This is a genomic window from Pseudomonas sp. Soil_N_39 (assembly GCF_057655955.1).
This window is the reverse complement of sequence record NZ_JBDGLI010000001.1, coordinates 155,035-171,609: the sequence shown is the minus strand read 5'-3', so window position 1 is coordinate 171,609 and position 16,575 is coordinate 155,035. Positions and strand designations below refer to the sequence as shown.

Annotated in this window: 18 protein-coding genes and 1 pseudogene; 11 read left to right on the top strand and 8 right to left on the bottom strand. The window is 60.7% G+C overall.

Annotated features, from left to right (window positions below; translation table 11 throughout):
- Positions 1-37: 37 nt before the first annotated feature.
- The 6 genes from AC3A5O_RS00735 to AC3A5O_RS00710 all read right to left on the bottom strand — a co-directional run bounded on the left by AC3A5O_RS00735 (position 38) and on the right by AC3A5O_RS00710 (position 5,568).
- Positions 38-538, bottom strand: coding sequence for a lipocalin-like domain-containing protein (locus AC3A5O_RS00735; protein ID WP_487752740.1), 501 nt, complete (start codon positions 536-538; stop codon positions 38-40).
- 5 nt (positions 539-543) lie between these two features.
- Positions 544-1,932 (bottom strand): NTP/NDP exchange transporter, encoded by a 1,389-nt coding sequence (locus AC3A5O_RS00730; protein ID WP_305481577.1) that lies wholly within the window; start codon positions 1,930-1,932, stop codon positions 544-546.
- Between the two features lie 69 nt (positions 1,933-2,001).
- Entirely contained in the window at positions 2,002-2,994 is a 993-nt protein-coding gene (locus AC3A5O_RS00725; protein WP_305467020.1) for an oxidoreductase, read from the bottom strand.
- 105 nt (positions 2,995-3,099) lie between these two features.
- Positions 3,100-3,360, bottom strand: a complete 261-nt coding sequence (locus AC3A5O_RS00720) for a DUF2790 domain-containing protein (protein ID WP_122564819.1) — start codon at positions 3,358-3,360, stop codon at positions 3,100-3,102.
- Positions 3,361-3,490: 130 nt separating this feature from the next.
- A complete protein-coding gene (locus AC3A5O_RS00715) occupies positions 3,491-4,864 on the bottom strand; it encodes a heavy metal sensor histidine kinase (protein ID WP_122564820.1) in 1,374 nt (457 codons plus the stop codon).
- A complete protein-coding gene (locus tag AC3A5O_RS00710; RefSeq protein ID WP_122564821.1) occupies positions 4,864-5,568 on the bottom strand; it encodes a heavy metal response regulator transcription factor in 705 nt (234 codons plus the stop codon). Before AC3A5O_RS00710 ends, AC3A5O_RS00715 begins: the two co-directional genes overlap by 1 nt.
- 214 nt (positions 5,569-5,782) lie before the next feature.
- Here AC3A5O_RS00710 and AC3A5O_RS00705 point away from each other — a divergent pair.
- A pseudogene (locus AC3A5O_RS00705) lies at positions 5,783-5,932 on the top strand (OprD family outer membrane porin); the annotation flags it as partial.
- 49 nt (positions 5,933-5,981) lie between these two features.
- On the top strand, positions 5,982-6,215 hold the full coding sequence (locus AC3A5O_RS00700) for a hypothetical protein (RefSeq protein ID WP_487752739.1): 234 nt from the start codon (positions 5,982-5,984) through the stop codon (positions 6,213-6,215).
- Here the strand turns inward: AC3A5O_RS00700 and AC3A5O_RS00695 are convergent.
- Positions 6,209-6,502: a type II toxin-antitoxin system RelE/ParE family toxin gene (locus AC3A5O_RS00695; RefSeq protein ID WP_487752738.1), complete on the bottom strand. Its 294-nt coding sequence runs from the start codon at positions 6,500-6,502 to the stop codon at positions 6,209-6,211. The two genes, AC3A5O_RS00700 and AC3A5O_RS00695, sit on opposite strands and share 7 nt — an antisense overlap.
- Positions 6,490-6,762 carry a CopG family ribbon-helix-helix protein gene (locus AC3A5O_RS00690; protein WP_487752737.1) on the bottom strand — a complete coding sequence of 91 codons (273 nt, stop codon included), beginning with the start codon at positions 6,760-6,762 and terminating at the stop codon, positions 6,490-6,492. Before AC3A5O_RS00690 ends, AC3A5O_RS00695 begins: the two co-directional genes overlap by 13 nt.
- A 263-nt stretch (positions 6,763-7,025) precedes the next feature.
- On the opposite strand from AC3A5O_RS00690, the gene AC3A5O_RS00685 reads away from it, so the two are divergent.
- From AC3A5O_RS00685 to AC3A5O_RS00645, 9 genes are all read left to right on the top strand, one after another.
- Positions 7,026-7,244: a hypothetical protein gene (locus tag AC3A5O_RS00685; protein ID WP_305467033.1), complete on the top strand. Its 219-nt coding sequence runs from the start codon at positions 7,026-7,028 to the stop codon at positions 7,242-7,244.
- Positions 7,245-7,274: 30 nt separating this feature from the next.
- On the top strand, positions 7,275-9,500 hold the full coding sequence (locus AC3A5O_RS00680; protein WP_487752736.1) for a type VI secretion system Vgr family protein: 2,226 nt from the start codon (positions 7,275-7,277) through the stop codon (positions 9,498-9,500).
- Positions 9,501-9,516: 16 nt separating this feature from the next.
- Positions 9,517-9,975 (top strand): DUF6484 domain-containing protein, encoded by a 459-nt coding sequence (locus tag AC3A5O_RS00675; RefSeq protein WP_305490405.1) that lies wholly within the window; start codon positions 9,517-9,519, stop codon positions 9,973-9,975.
- Between the two features lie 15 nt (positions 9,976-9,990).
- Positions 9,991-11,106, top strand: coding sequence for a DUF2169 family type VI secretion system accessory protein (locus AC3A5O_RS00670; RefSeq protein WP_305467037.1), 1,116 nt, complete (start codon positions 9,991-9,993; stop codon positions 11,104-11,106).
- Complete coding sequence (locus tag AC3A5O_RS00665; RefSeq protein ID WP_122564834.1) at positions 11,103-12,140, top strand: beta-ketoacyl synthase N-terminal-like domain-containing protein; 1,038 nt, start codon at positions 11,103-11,105, stop codon at positions 12,138-12,140. The genes AC3A5O_RS00670 and AC3A5O_RS00665 overlap by 4 nt, the downstream gene beginning before the upstream one ends.
- Entirely contained in the window at positions 12,140-13,153 is a 1,014-nt protein-coding gene (locus AC3A5O_RS00660) for a PAAR-like domain-containing protein (RefSeq protein ID WP_134924365.1), read from the top strand. Before AC3A5O_RS00665 ends, AC3A5O_RS00660 begins: the two co-directional genes overlap by 1 nt.
- A gap of 15 nt (positions 13,154-13,168) precedes the next feature.
- Complete coding sequence (locus tag AC3A5O_RS00655) at positions 13,169-14,086, top strand: hypothetical protein (RefSeq protein WP_487752735.1); 918 nt, start codon at positions 13,169-13,171, stop codon at positions 14,084-14,086.
- A gap of 69 nt (positions 14,087-14,155) precedes the next feature.
- Entirely contained in the window at positions 14,156-15,415 is a 1,260-nt protein-coding gene (locus AC3A5O_RS00650) for a TIGR02270 family protein (RefSeq protein ID WP_487752734.1), read from the top strand.
- Between the two features lie 57 nt (positions 15,416-15,472).
- Positions 15,473-16,252, top strand: a complete 780-nt coding sequence (locus AC3A5O_RS00645) for an SDR family NAD(P)-dependent oxidoreductase (RefSeq protein WP_305467042.1) — start codon at positions 15,473-15,475, stop codon at positions 16,250-16,252.
- Positions 16,253-16,575 lie beyond the last annotated feature (323 nt).

Sequence of the window (16,575 nt, the reverse complement as noted above, 5' to 3'; positions counted from 1 at the left end):
CTGGGTCATCCAGGGCGGCACGCACGACGCATCGAAATCACCTTACACGCTCAAAGACGATGTGAACCTTCGCCCCATCGGGACGGCGAAAGTCTTCCACCATCCGGTCGCCGTCGACCTTCAACTGCAGGTCGTCCCGGGTACGCACAGCGCCCACCCAGTTCGGGAACGTAGACCCTTTGACCGTGTTGCCCGTGAACTCACCGTTCTGGTCGACGGTATAGCGCCCGAAGAAACCGATGCTCCCCGCCAGCGCTGCCCGGTTCTCCTCATCGGTGCCTTCACCACGCACATTGGATCGAAACGCCGGCACGCGCGGATCAGTGAGCACTTCGACAAACGTCAGCTCTGGCGTGAAGACGAGCCAGCCATGAGGATCGGGGCCGTAAGCATCCGATACACTGCCCTGACTCTCAACGGTTGCGCTGACCATGCGCCATGTCCCGACCAAGGCGTTTTCTTTGCCCGTAAACACGCTGGAGCACGCCGATAAGGCAACGATCGCACCGACTGCCAGTACTTTGTTTTTCAGACGCATCCGCATCACCTTTCACTCGCCGCAACAACGCGACGGACAATAGAGTGGGTTTCATCCTGGTCGGCACGGTCTTCATCCCTGGCCGCAATGGCCGCCAAGCGTAGCTCCCGCGAAGCGGCATTGTCCGCCCGCCGCCCCAGTTGCCAGCCCAAGTAACCCCACAGCAGCGCGCAACAGGCACCCATCATCGCGGCCGGGCCGGCGCCTTGCCCGAGCAGGTCGAGCAGACTCTTGGCCCAGCCGCTCATGGCGTCACCCGCGCGATAAACCACGGTGTCGATGAAGTTCTTGGCCTTGTATTTGCTCTCGGCATCCAACGGCGCGAACAGCATTTCCCGGCCAGGTCGGACGAACGCGTACTCGCCGATCCGTCGCACGATCATCAGCGCCGCCAGCAGCGCGAACCCCGGCGCCAATGCCAGGCCGAGGAAGCCGAAGCACATGAGCAACGGCACGATGGCCAGCAAAGCACGCACCCCCAACTTCGGCGCGATGCGGCCGGTGATGAACAGCTGGGACAGCAACGCACCGGCCTGCACGATGATGTCGATGGTGCCGAAGATGCGCACTTGCGCCTCGCGATCGGGATAGAGCTCGGCCACCAGGCGCGCTTGCTCGAAATAGAGAAAGGTGCTGACCGTCGCCAACAACACGACGAACCCGGCGATGCCCAACAGGTAAGGTGACCTGAGCACGGCCGTCAAACCGCTGAACGGGTTGCCCTGCAGTGGCTGCCGGGGGCTTTGCGTCGGCGCGGCGCCCGGACGGCCAGCCCCGCCCGTTTCGCGCCATCCCATCAACGCCCGTTTCAACACCAGCGTGACACCGAGCAACAAGGCCGCCAGCAGCATCAACCCCGAGGCGCCGAGGGGACCAATAAGCAGCGCGCTCAAGGCCGGCCCCAGCAAGCCGCCGACGCTGGCGCCCGCGGCGATGAAGGCAAACAGACGCTTGGCCTGCTCGCTGTCGAATACATCCGCCATCAGGCTCCAGGCCACGGAGACGACGAACAGGTTATAGACCGATATCCAGACGTAAAAGACCCGGGCCAACGCGATACTGTCCGGCTGGAACTGGAACAGCTCGACGAACATCAGCAGGTTGAAGCCGAAGAAGCCGTACACCCAGTCGATCAGGCGCAGGCGTGGCACTCGAGAACTTAGCCAGGCGAATAACGGCACGGCCGCCAGCATGACCAGGAAGGTCGCGGTAAACAGCCATTGCAAGTTCTCCACCCCCGCCGCGATGCCCATCGACTCACGGATCGGGCGCAGCATGAAGTAACCGGTGAAAAGGCAAAGAAATAGCAGGAACCCGCACAGCGCCGGGCGCAACTCGCCGTCGCGGGCGTTCAGGGCGAGACTCAGTCGGTGCAAATAGGGAAACGTACTCATAGGGACTCCAGGGAGACGGCCACAAGACAGGGGACGAGCGCGGGACGGATGCCCGCGCCCGGGGTTGCATCAGCGGTAGGTCACGCCGGTCAGGCGCTCGGAGACGGACCAGAGCCGTTCGGCATCCGCCTGCGTGCTCGCGGCGGGCGGCGTCTTGGCGAAACCCAACGGCCCGCGTCGTTCTTCGTCGCCGGTCGGGCCGTAATAAGCCCCGCCCACGGCTTGGGCAGCCGTGGCGGCATACAACGTAGGCAACGCCCCTTGCGCCGCCGAGTGGTACGCGTCGCGGTCCTTTGCCCAGCGCCGGCCGAACTCGCTGTCGAGGCCGGGCCCCCGTGCGACCAACTCGGTGATCGCCACGCCGGGATGCGCCGCCATGCTGCGAATGCCCCAGTTCTCAGCGTCACTGCGCCGCTGCAAGGCAAAGGCCCAGTGCAGGACGGCCAGTTTCGATTGTGCGTAGGCCGCGTACGGGTCGTACTTCCGCTCGCTCTGAAGGTCATCGAAGTTCATCGCACCGCGCGCCGCGGCAATGCTTGACAGGCTCACCACACGGGCATCCTGGCTTTTACGCAAGAGCGGCACCAACAGGCCGGTCAGCGCGAAGTGCCCCAGGTAGTTGGTGGCCAACTGAAGCTCAAAGCCATCCGCGGACGTGCCCCGCTCCGGAGGCGCCATGACGGCGGCGTTGTTGATCAATACGTCGAGGCGCGGCAGCCGTTGATTGAGACGTTGGGCCAAGTCGCGCACGGATGAAAGATCGGCCAGGTCCACGGTCTCGAACTGCACCTTGGCGTCGGGTACGGACTCGCGAATACGCGCGATGGCCTGCGCGCCGCGCTCCGGGTTACGCGCGGCGATGATGACCTCGGCGCCGGCACGCGCCAAGGCCAGCGCGTCCTCGTAGCCCATGCCACTGGTGCCACCCGTGACCAGGACAATTCGACCTTTCTGGGAGGGCATGTCGTGGGTTGACCAATCCGGTTTCGGAGCAACACGATCGGACGCTCCAACACTCAGCGCACCGAGCAGCGCGACGCCAGCAGCAAAGGTTCTCGCCATTCTCGAAAGCCGGCTCACGTTGCTCGTGCGGCCAATGGCAGGTGTTGTTCTATTGCACATGGTGATGGTCCCTGTCTGAAGAAATGAACCGGCATCGCCGGACGGTCACTGGTTCGAGCACGCCTCAGCCAACTGCAGAAAGCTGACGTGCTTCTTTATTCCTTGGGTGTTCAGGTAGGTCATCTTGGCTTGCACGACCTCGCATACCGGTGATGTCGCCTCCTCGATATGGATGACCCTGGCGATGTCCAGCGGCATGCCATATTCATAGGCCGGGAACTGCGGTTGTTCTTTGGCGAGCAGCGGCGAGCCGCTCAAGGAGATGACTGCCAGCAGGCCGGCAATCGACAGGTTTCGAATATTCATAGTGGGCTCCACGACACTGTCCTCGTTGGGATGGTCGTAGCACTCTAGGAGGGGGCGACTGACGTCAAGGTGACTGCTGGCTGACGGGAAGATGTCAAACGGGGGCGGACTTTACTCGCGGCGGCGACGATTAAGGCGCCGCCTGGTTCATCAAGGAAAATCCAAAGGTATTGAGCCCATTCTCGCTGTGGGCGAATACGCGCCCACCGTGCATGGACGCCACCGCACGCACGATGGAAAGACCCAGGCCATGGTGCGCATCGCTTCGCGCCCGGGCGGTGTCGGCACGGTAGAAACGCTCGAACAAACGTTCCAGATGTACGTTGTCGATGGGCTCCCCGGCATTGGAAACGCTCACTTCGACCTGCCTGTCGTGGCTGACCAGGCTCACCGTAATGGTGCTGGTCGGCACCGCGTAGCGCGCCGCGTTCTGTATCAGATTGGCCAGGGAGCGGTGAAAAAGGCGTCGGTCGATGCACACGCGCATGTCGCCTTGGATCAGCACGTTCAGCTGTTTGTCATGCAGCACCGGCTCCAGATACTCCACCGTCTTCGACGCCTCTTCATAAAGCGAGACATCACTGAGCTCGGTTGCCCGCTGCCCGCTCTCGGCCCCGGCCAGGAACAGCATGTCGTTGACGATGGTGCCCATCCGTTCCAGCTCTTCGAGGTTCGACTGCAGCAAGTCCTGAAGCTCGCCCACCTCACGCCCGTGGGCCAATGCCACCTGGGTCTGTCCGATCAGGTTGGTCAGGGGCGTTCGCAACTCATGGGCCACATTGGCGTTGAACCCTTCGAGCTGACACCAGGCCGCTTCCTGGCGCGCCAGGGCGCCGTTGAACGACACCGCCAGTTCCTGCAATTCGCCTGGCAGTGCCTCGGTGTCCAGGCGTTGCTTCGAATCCCCCGGCGGCAGGCTATTGGCTTGACGGCTCAAGCGCCTCACCGGTCCCAAGCCGAAACGCGCGATCCAGTAACCGAGCAGCGCAACCAGGCCGATGCCCAACGCAGAGGTCAGGATCAGTATCTTGGTGAAGTGGTCCAGGGTCTTCCTGAACGGCGTTGAATCCAGCCCCACGATAAAGCGCAGTTCCGGACGATCCCCCATGGCAGGAATGGTCTTGAGCAATGCCATCATGGGTCGCTCTCGCTCAGGCAGATCGACGGTAAACAGCCCATCGGAGCGCTTCGACCAATCCTGGCCGTCCGGCATCGCCCCGCCGTAGCTGAAGGCCGGGTTGTCCACCAGGATCCAATAGCGGACCCGCTCATCCGCGGGCGTCAGGCCGTCGAGCTTCTGGCGCAAGCCAACCCAGAACGTCGGCGAATCGTATTTCGCCAACACCGGGTCGAGCACCGAATGGCGCAGGATCAGCTCGTTCTGCATCTGCTCGTCGAGCGATTGTTTCAAGGAACAGCGCAACAGCGTCGCGCTGACCGACATGATCAGCAGGACAGCGAGGGCAAACATCAGGGCGAGCCGCTTGGCGATCGATCTTTTCATCAAGGCGTACCCGTCTGCCTGCCATCTGCCTCTCGGCTTTCCAGTACATAGCCCATGCCGCGGACGGTATGCAGCAGCTTGCGCGGATACGGGGCATCCACCTTGGCGCGGACGCGCTTGATCGCGACCTCGACCACGTTGGCGTCACTGTCGAAATTCATGTCCCAGACCTGCTCGGCAATCATCAGCTTGGAAAGAATTTCGCCCTGATGCCGCGCCAACAGACTCAACAGACAGAACTCCTTGGCCGTCAAGTCCAGCCGCAGCCCGCCCCGGGTCACCTTGCGCGCTTGCAAATCGACCTCCAGGTCGTCGATGCGCAAATGCGTCAGGTCAGCCGTGTCGCCGGCGCGACGACGGATCAAGGCCTGGACACGCGCGACGAGCTCGGCAAATGAAAAAGGTTTGCCCAAGTAATCATCGGCGCCCTCGCGCAGCCCTCGAATGCGGTCATCCACCGTGCCCCTGGCCGACAGCATGATGACCGGGGTTTTCTTGTGCAGGCGCAGGCCTTGCAGCACGTCGTAACCGTCCTTGCCCGGCAGCATCACATCCAGGATCACCACGTCGTAGTCCCATTCCAACGCGTAGTGCAGGCCATCGATGCCATTCGTGGCGACGTCGACGATGTAGCCGAGCTCGGTCAAGCCACGATGGACGTAGGAAGAGGTTTTTTCTTCGTCCTCGACAATAAGCAAGCGCATCAGGTGAATCCTCTGCAGCAACGGGGCAACCCAGTGAGTCTAGACAGCCAAGGTGTCTGGAGGCTGACGGCTTCCTGACATTCTTGTCAGAAACGGCTCAATAGCCGGTCCCGACGTTAAACAGCCACCGCTCAGAGGGATACCATTTCCGCAGGAGAGAAATCGGCGAGCAATTCGATCGTTGCGCACGATGCACACGAATGAGTGACTGTGTGACACCGACTTGGCTTACGTTTTCCAAAGGGGTGCGCTGGAAGGCCTGAACGTGCGTTGGCGCAACCTCACCTTTCGCTCCGGGAATGGCCTGACCCAGCAGTTCGATGAGAACCGCCTGATCGTGGCTTACACCTGGAAGCTGTGGTGAACCTCGCCCACCGGAACCCGCTCGCATACGTCTTATCGGGAGAACACCCATGACGTCGTCACGTGCCATTGATGCCGCCGCCCTGATCGAGGGGCTCAACCTGTCGGGCTTCAACTATCTGATCATCTGTGTGTCGGTGCTGATCACCTTCCTCGATGGTTTCGACTTGTTGATGCTGTCCCATACCGCCGCCTATATGGCCGAGGAAATCGGCCTGGACAAATTGCAACTGGGCAACATTTTTTCCATCCGGTTGTTCGGCATGAAGAATTTCAATCAGTAACCCGCTTCCTTCTGATGTCGGAACGCCAATACGTACACGGTTTCTTCCGCAGGGACAAAACGGTAAAGCGCAATGTAGCCCGCGTCACCAAAAGTAATGATCAATTCTCGTAGTTCGGGTGACTCGGCAAAGGGGCGACCTATCTGGGGGTCGGCTTCCAGGCGCATCAACTGCTGCTCAATGACTTGAGCGGCCCTGCGCGTCACCTGTACGTCTTTTTCCAGCAGGAAACGACGGCAACGCTCCAGACCTTCACCTGCCCCCGCAGTAACGATCAATCGTGGCATTCAGGAAGCTCCGACTCTTCCTCGGTTCCCCACGTTTTAAGCCAATCTCGGGTCTCAGCCGCTGTCAGGTGCAGGCCCGTTTCCTGGTAGGCCGTCCACGAAGCCAGCGCCTCCTGCTTGAAGCTTTCCCGCGCTTCCTCTCGTGCTACATACTGAGAAAGGGCTTCTCGCATGATCCAGTGGGCCGAGCGCTGCCGCGCATTCGCCAACTGCTGGATGCGGTACTTCAGATCCTCATCGATTTTGATCGACGTCGCCATATTGGCCTCTCCAGTATCAATAGGTATTACCTTTGAATACGATAGCACAACAGAAACGTGCTTGATCCGAATGGGGGACGCGGTGGAAGCGAGGCGTCAAGACGTGTGTGAGGCAGGTATTACAGCGGCTAGAGCGTGGATCCCCTATGCTCATCTCCGTTTCACTGTTTATTCGATTTAAGAATTAGATATATAGCCAACGAAACTAAGCAAACGACCTTTCAGTCACCTATCTTGACCTCAGCATCTGCCAATCTGGCTGGATGCTGGAACGTATTCAACGGATCAGGGACGCCATCCAATGGCTCCGGACACAGTTTGATCCAGCTGCTCATACGTCCACTTTGATTGAAAACCGCAAGACCGATAAGGAGATCACCTCTGTGGTGGATGTGCAGCAAACGTTGGACTCGGTTTCCCTTCACATTCCCTTTGGCGGCGACCTTGCGTACGGCGCCACCTTATTGATAACGGCCAACTGACGCCCGAACCCGAGCCTAAGGAAGCCGCTCATGGCAATCACGCAAAACACCCGTTTGGTGCAGGTCGACAGTCCTCTCGGCGGTGATGTCCTGCTGCTGCAGGGCATGGAAGGCAGCGAAGAACTGGGGCGGTTGTTCCACTACGAATTGGACCTGACCTCCGAAGACCGGGCGATCACGTTCGACCAGTTGCTGGGCAAGCCGATGGGCCTGACCCTGGAGCTGTACGAGGGTGGCAAACGCTACTTCCACGGCATTGTCTGCAGTTGCCGGCAGTTGACCGGGCACGGCCAGTTCGCTGGTTATCGCGTCAGTCTACGGCCCTGGTTCTGGCTGCTCACGCGCACCTCCGATTGCCGGATTTTCCAGAACAAGACGGTGCCAGACATCATCAAGCAGGTGTTCCGCGACCTCGGGTTTTCCGACTTCGAAGACAGCCTGAGCGGTAGCTATCGCGAGTGGGAATATTGCGTGCAGTACCGCGAAACCAGCTTCGATTTTGTCAGTCGGCTGATGGAGCAGGAAGGCATCTATTACTACTTTCGCCATGAAAAGGGCCGTCACGTTCTGGTGCTCGCCGACGCCTACGGCGCCCACTCCACGGCGCCGGACTATGCCTCGGTGCCCTTCTACCCGCCCGATCGGCAAATGCGCGAGCGCGATCATTTCTACGACTGGCAACTGGCGCGAGAAGTCCAACCCGGCTCGCTGGCGCTGAACGACTATGACTTCCTGCGCCCACGCGCCAGTCTTGAGGTGCGCTCCAGCGTGCCGCGCAACCACACCAACGCCGACTACCCGCTCTATGACTACCCGGGTGAATACGTCCAGAGCAACGATGGCGATCACTACGCGCGTACCCGCATCGAAGCCATTCACAGCCAGTTCGAGCGTGTGCAATTACGCGGCCGCGCCCGCGGCATCGGTTGCGGTCATGTGTTCACGCTGACAGGGTACGACCGTGCGGACCAGAACCGCGAGTATCTCGTGGTGGCCGCTCGTTATCAGATTCGTCAGGATGCCTATGAAAGCGGGCAGTCGGACGTCGCCGAACAATTCGTCAGCGAGCTGGACTGCATGGATGCCAACCAGGCCTTCCGCCCTCTGCCCCTCACGCCGATGCCCATCGTCCGTGGACCGCAGACTGCCGTGGTGGTGGGGCCCAATGGCGAGGAAATCTGGACCGACCAATATGGTCGGGTCAAAGTGCATTTCCACTGGGATCGCCATGACCAGTCCAATGAAAACAGCTCCTGCTGGATTCGCGTTTCCCAGGCCTGGGCCGGCAAGAACTGGGGCTCCGTGCAGCTCCCGCGGATCGGTCAGGAAGTGATCGTCAGTTTCCTCGAGGGCGATCCGGATCGGCCGATCATCACCGGCCGCGTCTACAACGCCGAACAGACCGTGCCCTACGGGTTGCCGGCCAATGCCACCCAGAGCGGGGTGAAAAGCCGTTCAAGCAAGGGCGGCTCACCGGCCAACTTCAATGAAATCCGCATGGAGGACAAAAAAGGCGCCGAGCAGCTGTTTATCCACGCCGAAAAAAACCAGGACATCGAAGTCGAGAATGACGAGACCCACTGGGTTGGCCACGACCGGCGCAAGACCATCGACAACGACGAAACCGTGCACGTCAAACACGACCGTACCGAAACCGTCGATAACAACGAAACCATCACCATCGGTGTGGATCGCAAGGAAAAGGTCGGCAATAACGAAACCATCTCCATCGGTGTGAACCGCACCGAAGATGTCGGCAGTAACGAGAAAATTACTATTGGTGCCAATCGCACCGAGAGCGTGGGCAATAACGAGACCATCACCATCGGTGCCGACCGCACGGAAAAAGTCGGGGCGAACGAAAAAATCACCATCGTCAGCAACCGGACCGAGGACGTGGGAGGCGACGAAACCATCGGCATCAGCGGCAACCGTAACGAAACGGTCCAGGGTAACGAAGGGATCGAGATCAACGGCAACCAGAGCACCCAGATCGGCCAGAATGAATCCCGCGACGTCGCCCAGAACCGCACCACCAACATCAAGCAGAACGACAGCCTGGACGTCGGCAAACACTTCGCCCTCACCGCGGGTGACTCGATCAGCCTGACCACGGGCGCGGCCAGCATCACCATGAAGAAGGACGGCACCATCGTGATCAGCGGCAAGAACATTACCATCGACGGTTCCGGCGCCATCAACATCAAGGCGAACAAGAACGTTGTCGTCAAAGGCCAGAAAATCCTGCAGAACTAGCCAAGGAGTGGGTGCCATGACCGTTGAATATCATTTTCCCGTTTCCCCCTCCGCCACGTCCGCGCGCGTGGATGGCGTCGTGATTGGGGTGCTGCTGGATGTGCCCAGTGCGGATGCTCCTGTGGTGGCCTTCCCTGGCTGCCCCGGCGAAACCGGCCTCGCCGCCCGCACCACTACCCCACTCGCCCGTGAAGATATCGGCGCCCAGGTCGCGCTGATGTTCGAGGCCGGCGACCTGAGCCGACCGCTGGTGATCGGTCGCATCCAGCGCCTGCCGCAAACCACCACGCCAGCTGTCGCCCACCTGGACGGCGAGCGTCTGGAGTTTTCGGCAGAGCGGGAAATCGTCCTGCGCTGCGGCAAGGCGAGCATCACCCTCACACGCGAGGGCAAGGTGCTGATTCGAGGGACCTATCTCTCGAACCGGTCCTCCGGCGTGAACCGTATCAAGGGCGGTTCGGTGCAGATCAACTAGACAGGTAGTCGACTCATGGAGCTGCTCAACGCCAGCAAACTGCTTGCTGCCTACACCCAAGGCCTGGAGCCCGATGGCCGCGAATCCCTGGTGATAGTGGCCAAAGGCACTTTCAATTTGCCGCTGGACGGCCGTGCGGCAACCCTCGCCGACACCCAGCAACCGCTGCTGATGGCCGATACCTTCCTCGGCGAGCCGGGGCTCAGCGCTCCGCTGCAGGAAATGGACTTCGCCCCGGTCAAGCCATTCTGCGATGTGCTGGTACGCGGCAAGGCCTATGCTCCAGGCGGGCGGCCCGTGACGCAGCTGGCCGCAGGCATTCGTGTCGGTCAGATGAGCAAAGCCTTTTCCGTCCTTGGCCCCCGCCAATGGCAACCGGGGCTACTGGGGGTTTCTCCCGGTTTACCGCAACCTTTTACCGAGCAGGACATCTCCTATGCCCAGGCCTACGGAGGCTCCCATCCCATGGCCAAGAATCCGGATATGCGTCATTGCTACCCGGACAATCCAAGCGGTTGCGGTTGGTTCCCAGGCAGCATCGACAGTGCTGAAGTCGCTTACAAGCCAATGCCGAATACGGAGGAACTGGGCAAGCCGATCGACAGCCCCTCCGGCGACTTCCGCCCCATGGCTCTCGGCCCCCTTGGCCGTAGCTGGCCGCAACGCGCCCGTTTCGCCGGTACTTACGACGAGGCCTGGTTGGCCGACTGCTTTCCGTTTCTGCCGCAGGATTTCGACAGCCGCTACTTTCAGGCCGCCCCTGACGATCAGCAGATTGCTTACCTGCGTGGCGGCGAGGAGGTGCTGCTGCTCAACCTCACGCCCCGGGAGCGCACGAGCTTTCGCATCCCCGAAATGGACGTGCCGGTGACCTTCTTTCTGAAAAAAGGCGGCCACGAGACCGTGCAGGCGGTCATCGACACCCTGCTGATTGATACGGATTCGCTCCAGGTGCAGCTGACCTGGCGTGTCTCCCGTCCGCTGCGACGCAATATGTTCGAGATCGCCCAGGTGCTGGTCGGCACAATGTCCACGGGGTGGTGGCGCGCCCGTGAATTGGGCAAGGATTACTACCCGTCGCTCTCCTCCCTGGTTAAAGCCAAGCAGGCGCCCGAGGAGATGGACGGGTGACCGCACTTTGCATCATCGGCTCCGGCATGGTCAGCGCTGTCGGCCTCAGCGCACCCGCGAGCTGCGCGGCGATCCGCTGCGCCATCGACAACTTCCAGGAAACCCGCTTCATCGACCAAGGTGGAGAATGGCTGATGGCCGCCAGCGTACCTCTGGAACAGCCCTGGCGCGGCCGCACCAAGCTGATCAAGATGGCCGCCCGCGCCATCACCGAAGCGTTACAGAGCACCCCCGGGGTCGACCCGGAAAAGACCCCGCTGCTGCTGGGGGTGGCCGAAGCCGAGCGTCCCGGCCGTCTGGATGGTCTCGATAAAAGACTATTGCAGGACATCGAAGCTGAACTGGGCCTGCGCTTTCATCCGGACTCCAACATCATCGCCCGCGGCCGGGTCAGCGCCGCGGTGGCCCTGCTTAATGCACGTACGCTGATCTACCAGGGCGGCCATCGCCACGTGCTGGTCGCCGGCGTCGATTCGTTTCTGTGCGGACCAACCCTCGCAGCCTTCGAAGAACGCGAGCGTCTGCTGACCAGCGAGAACTCCAATGGTTTTATTCCCGGCGAAGGTGCTGCGGCCGTGGTACTGGCCGCCCCGGTTGCCAGCGCAACGCCGCAACTGGCTTGCATCGGCCTGGGGTTCGGCATGGAGAAGGCCACGGTGGAGGCCGAAGGCATTCCCCTGCGCGCCGAAGGCCTGACTCAAGCTGTGCGGGCGGCCCTGAGCGAAGCCGGCTGTGGGTTGGAGCAAATGGATTATCGGCTCACCGACATCTCCGGCGAGCAGTACTACTTCAAGGAAGCCTCCCTGGCCCTCAGCCGGACCCTGCGCGTGCGCAAGGAGTTCTTCCATCTCTGGCACCCGGCCGACTGCATCGGCGAAGTCGGCGCCGCCATCGGCCCGGCCATGCTCGCCGTTGCGTTGGCCGCCAGTCGCAAGGGCTACGGCGAAGGTCCGAATATCTTCTGCCACCTCGGCAACGACGCCGGCGAACGCGCCGTCGCATTGCTCAGTTACCAGACTGTGAGGGCTGCGTAATGGCGAATGAGGTCTACGCCAACAATATGGAGGTTTCCTGCAAGGCGGCCGACGGCAAGTCGATTGCCTGCTTTCCGGACGTCTGCTTTACCCCGCCCCAGGCCCCACCCACCCCGCTCGGTGTGCCCATCCCCTACCCCAACACCGGCATGGCCAAGGACACCACCAGGGGCACGCGAACGGTGAAGATCAGTGGCAAGGAGGCCATGCTCAAGGACAAGAGCTATTTCAAGACAAGTTATGGGGATGAGGCTGGAAACGCTCCAAAAAAGGGGATCATCACCGGCAAGATCAAAGGGAAAGTCTATTTCACAGCCTGGTCGATGAATGTGAAGTTTGAAGCTGAAAACGTCGTGAGAAATATGGATCTGACCACCCATAACCACGGATCGACAAGCAACACCGGCCCTTGGCCTTATCAAGATGCAATTGCGATGGATACCGCTGGTCATCCTTGCCAACCAATGGCAAACGATATTAAGACCCAATGCTCTGGTGCCAATGACAAAAGCGACAAGTGTTGTAGCAGCCGAAAATGCCTGCTTATGCCGAAGACCCCGAACCGTTGTTGCGACGGCGCGGATGGCAAACCGATGACAGGCCACCACCTGCTTCCATCCAATGAGTTCGTCGCACATGCCAACCGAGGCTCCGCCGACGCAACGACGAACTATAAATCGGACAAGGCCCCCTGTCTCTGTGTGGAGGGCCATAGCCATTCAAAACGTACCGAGCATGGGCAGGTAGGGTGCAATTACACCGTCGAAAGAAATGCTTGGCTCGCTAATCCTGCCAACCGAGGCAAGGCCTATACCCTGGCCGTCGGTTGCGAGATAGGCGCGAAGTCGGCGGTTGGCAAAGTCAATGCTCCACCCGGAGCCAAAGGATGTGACAAGGAGTGCCTGCAAAAGCAGTTGGACAATGGTCACCAGAAGATGGAATTGACGGTGAAACCCAACGATCCGCTGCCCAGGGCGAAACAGCCACCAGCCGCCATAGTATTGGACGATTAACAAGCACGGGATCTAATGAAGATGAACGGAATATCAGATGCGGAGTTTATTGAAGGGGCCTTTATTCAGGAGGGTGTTAGTCCGGTCGCGGGTATCATCATCGCTGCCTGTACCATTGGCGACGACTATGACAATCCAAAGAACAGGATTGGCGTTAGAAAGCAGGATGTCTGGCTTGAGTTCGGATTGTCTGCAGAGGCTATTCTCTCGGTTGATGCCGCGACTGACGGCTCCGCTTACGTCTTGGGTGAGAACGGTTCAGTCGTGCGTTTCGACTGGAAATCGCCAATAACAAGAGAGGCGCTCAAAGCCTCGCGAAAGCCCTTCGCGAACGCTGCCGTCGGTAACATCGGACCACTGCGTAGAATTCGTATCCTAGGTGATGATGTGATCTGCGCAGGATCTGTCGGCCAGGTCTATCGCTTGCTCGGCGATAGGTTCGAAACGCTGCCGAAGTTAAGCGTTGGCAATCAGGATGTGACCATTGAGGATATCGCCGGAAGCAGTCGCAGCGATATGGTCGCTGTAACCTCCGATGGTTACGCTGCGCATTTCGACGGTACAAGCTGGGCCGTTCTTGATCTACCAAGCAACGCGAGTCTTACCAGTATCTGTCGGCTGGACAACGGTCACTATGCCATTGCTGGCAAGAATGGAACCGTACTGATCGGCGTTGCAGATCAATGGTCCATTGTTCAGCCGATTGACACGAAAAAAAGCTACTGGGGGGTGGCGGCCTATAACGATCAAATATATGCAGCCCATTTGGCCGGTGTGGACAAAGTCGCCGGACAGACTCTGATCGCCTTGGACATAGAAGAAGCAGACCTCCAATTCACAGTGCTTCGAAGCAGCACCGAAGGGGTGTGGTCCTTCGCGGAGAGAACGATTGGGTTGATCCGCGATGATCAATGGCAAACGATAATGAAGTGACGCGTGCCAAGGGCAGGCCAAGTCATTCGAAGGTTCCTGTAGAAGAACCGCTGGAGGCGAATATTCATCATGCTGGTAACTTCCATTGTTCTGGACCAACACGCCGAAGAAGCCAGCTTCCTCGCCGTCCTGCGCGACTATGCCCTGCGCGCCCCGCACTACGACATCGAGCACCTCGACAAACTCGATAACCGCCTCGACGCCCACTTCGACGGCTTGCGAATCGCGGCCCCTGGCGGCCTGGAAACGCTACTGGCCCAGCTCGGCCCACACGCCATCGGAGAGATGTTCGCCTGCGTGGTACTGGCCTTCGAGGCGGCCAATGCAAAAGTGTTGTCGCGGCTCAGCGAGCATTTGCGCAGTGCCTTGGAAACCGAGCGCGGTTACCTGATGGCCCTGGGGTGGCTCAACTGGGAACGGGTCGCGCCCTGGATCGAACGCATGCTCGCCTCCCCCGAGCCCCTGTTCCGCCGCCTCGGCCTCGCCGCCTGCGGCATGCATCGCCACGACCCAGGCCCCGCCCTGCTGGCCGGACTTTCCGATGCCGCCCCCAGCGTGCTGGCACGTGCTGCGCGCACGACGGGCGAGCTGCGCCGGCGTGACCTGCTGCCGGCGCTTCGAGCCAACCGCCAGCACGAAGACGCCGCCACGCGCTTTTGGGCCAACTGGGCCGCCACCCAAATGGGCGATCAGCAGGCCTTGGAGCCTCTGCGCTCATTCGCCGAACAACCGGGTGAATTCCAGTACCGCGCGCTCTGTGTGTTGCTGGCCTGGCAGGAACGCGAGCCCAGCATCGCCTGGATACGCCAATGGGTACAAGATCCCAGGGATCGGCGCATCGGTATCCAGGCCCTTGGGCTGCTGGGCGATCCGGTCTGCGTGCCCTGGTTGATCCAGCAGATGAGTGACTTGCCCTTTGCCCGGGTCGCTGGCGAAGCCTTCAGCCTGATCACCGGCGCCGACCTGGCACTGCTCGACCTGGAATTGCAGACCCTGCCGGAGTTCGATGCGGGCCCGAACGACAATCCTGAAGATCCCAATGTCGCCATGGACCCCGATGAAAACCTGCCCTGGCCAGACCCGCAGGCAATCGAAAGCTGGTGGCAAGCCAATGGTGGACACTTCCAGGTGGGGACGCGTTATATGCTGGGACTGGCGCACAGCGAACACAGTTTTCAGCAAGCCCTTGTCCGCGGCCAGCAACGCCAACGCATCGCCGCCGCCTGCGGTCTCGCCCGCTTTCGACCCGACGAGGCGCTCTTCCCGACCAGCGCACCGGCCTGGCGGCAAAAGCGGTTATTGGGCATGACAGCGGTGTTCGGGCGTTGATCAGGGTGTATATATAGCGCGCCGACGCCGGCAATCAATTCCCCCTCTGGAGGCACCATGCCAAACGCAATAGGACAGAACCCCGTGGCACTCATCAGTGGGGTTGGAAGTGAGATCGGAATCGGCATGGCGATCGCGCGCAGGCTGGGCGCGGCGGGAGCCAGATTGATCATCACCGCCAGCAGTGCCCGCATCCTTGAGCGCGTCGCAGAACTGCGTGCCGAAGGGTTCGACGTCGAAGGGCGAGCCCTCGACCTTACCGATGAAAACCAGGTACGTGAGTTTATGCTGTGGGCAGAGTCCCTCTGGGGGCAGGTCGATATTCTGGTGAACAACGCGGGCATGGCGATGCAAGGCAGTCCGGAGTTTTTTTCCGACTTGGCGACCATGGACCTGCACACCTGGAACCTGACGCTGGCGCGAAATCTCACCACGGCCTTTCTTCTTACACGGGCGGTTCTGCCCGGCATGCGGGCACGCCGTTACGGGCGCATCGTCAACATCAGCTCCACGACCGGCACCCGCTGCAGTAACCCCGGTGAAGCGGCTTACAGCGCCGCGAAGGCTGCGATGGTCGGCATGAGCATGAGCCTGGCGCTGGAAGTCGCCCAGCAAGGCATCACTGTAAACAGCGTCGCGCCCGGCTGGATCACCACAGGGTCGACCACTGCCGAAGAAGCCAAGGCGGCCGGTCACACTCCGATGGGTCGGGCGGGACGTCCTGAAGAGGTGGCGGCATTGGTTGCTTTCCTTGCGTCTTCAGAAGCGAGCTACCTCACTGGCGAAGTCATCGTGGTGGATGGCGGAAACTGTCTGGTGGAGAACAAGGCCCCTTGATCTGAACGTGCGCCCCAGGCATTCGTCACGATTCGCGTCATAGGCCAGTAACCGTCCTCCAGGCGCCGCAGGAAAACCGGCACCATTTCACCCCAATGCGCGCTGATGACTTGCAAATTGGGGTGCTGGTCGAACACTCCCGCGAGCAACAATCCAGAGTAAGCGTCGGCTATGAAGCGTATCCAGTATCACAACTACGGCGGGCCGGAGGTGATGCGGCTAGCAGCCGACTTGCTCCCTGGCCAACCTATTTCCCCTGTGGGAGCGAGCTTGCTCGCGATGAGGGCCACCCATCCAACATCCCTGTAACTGAACCACCGCTA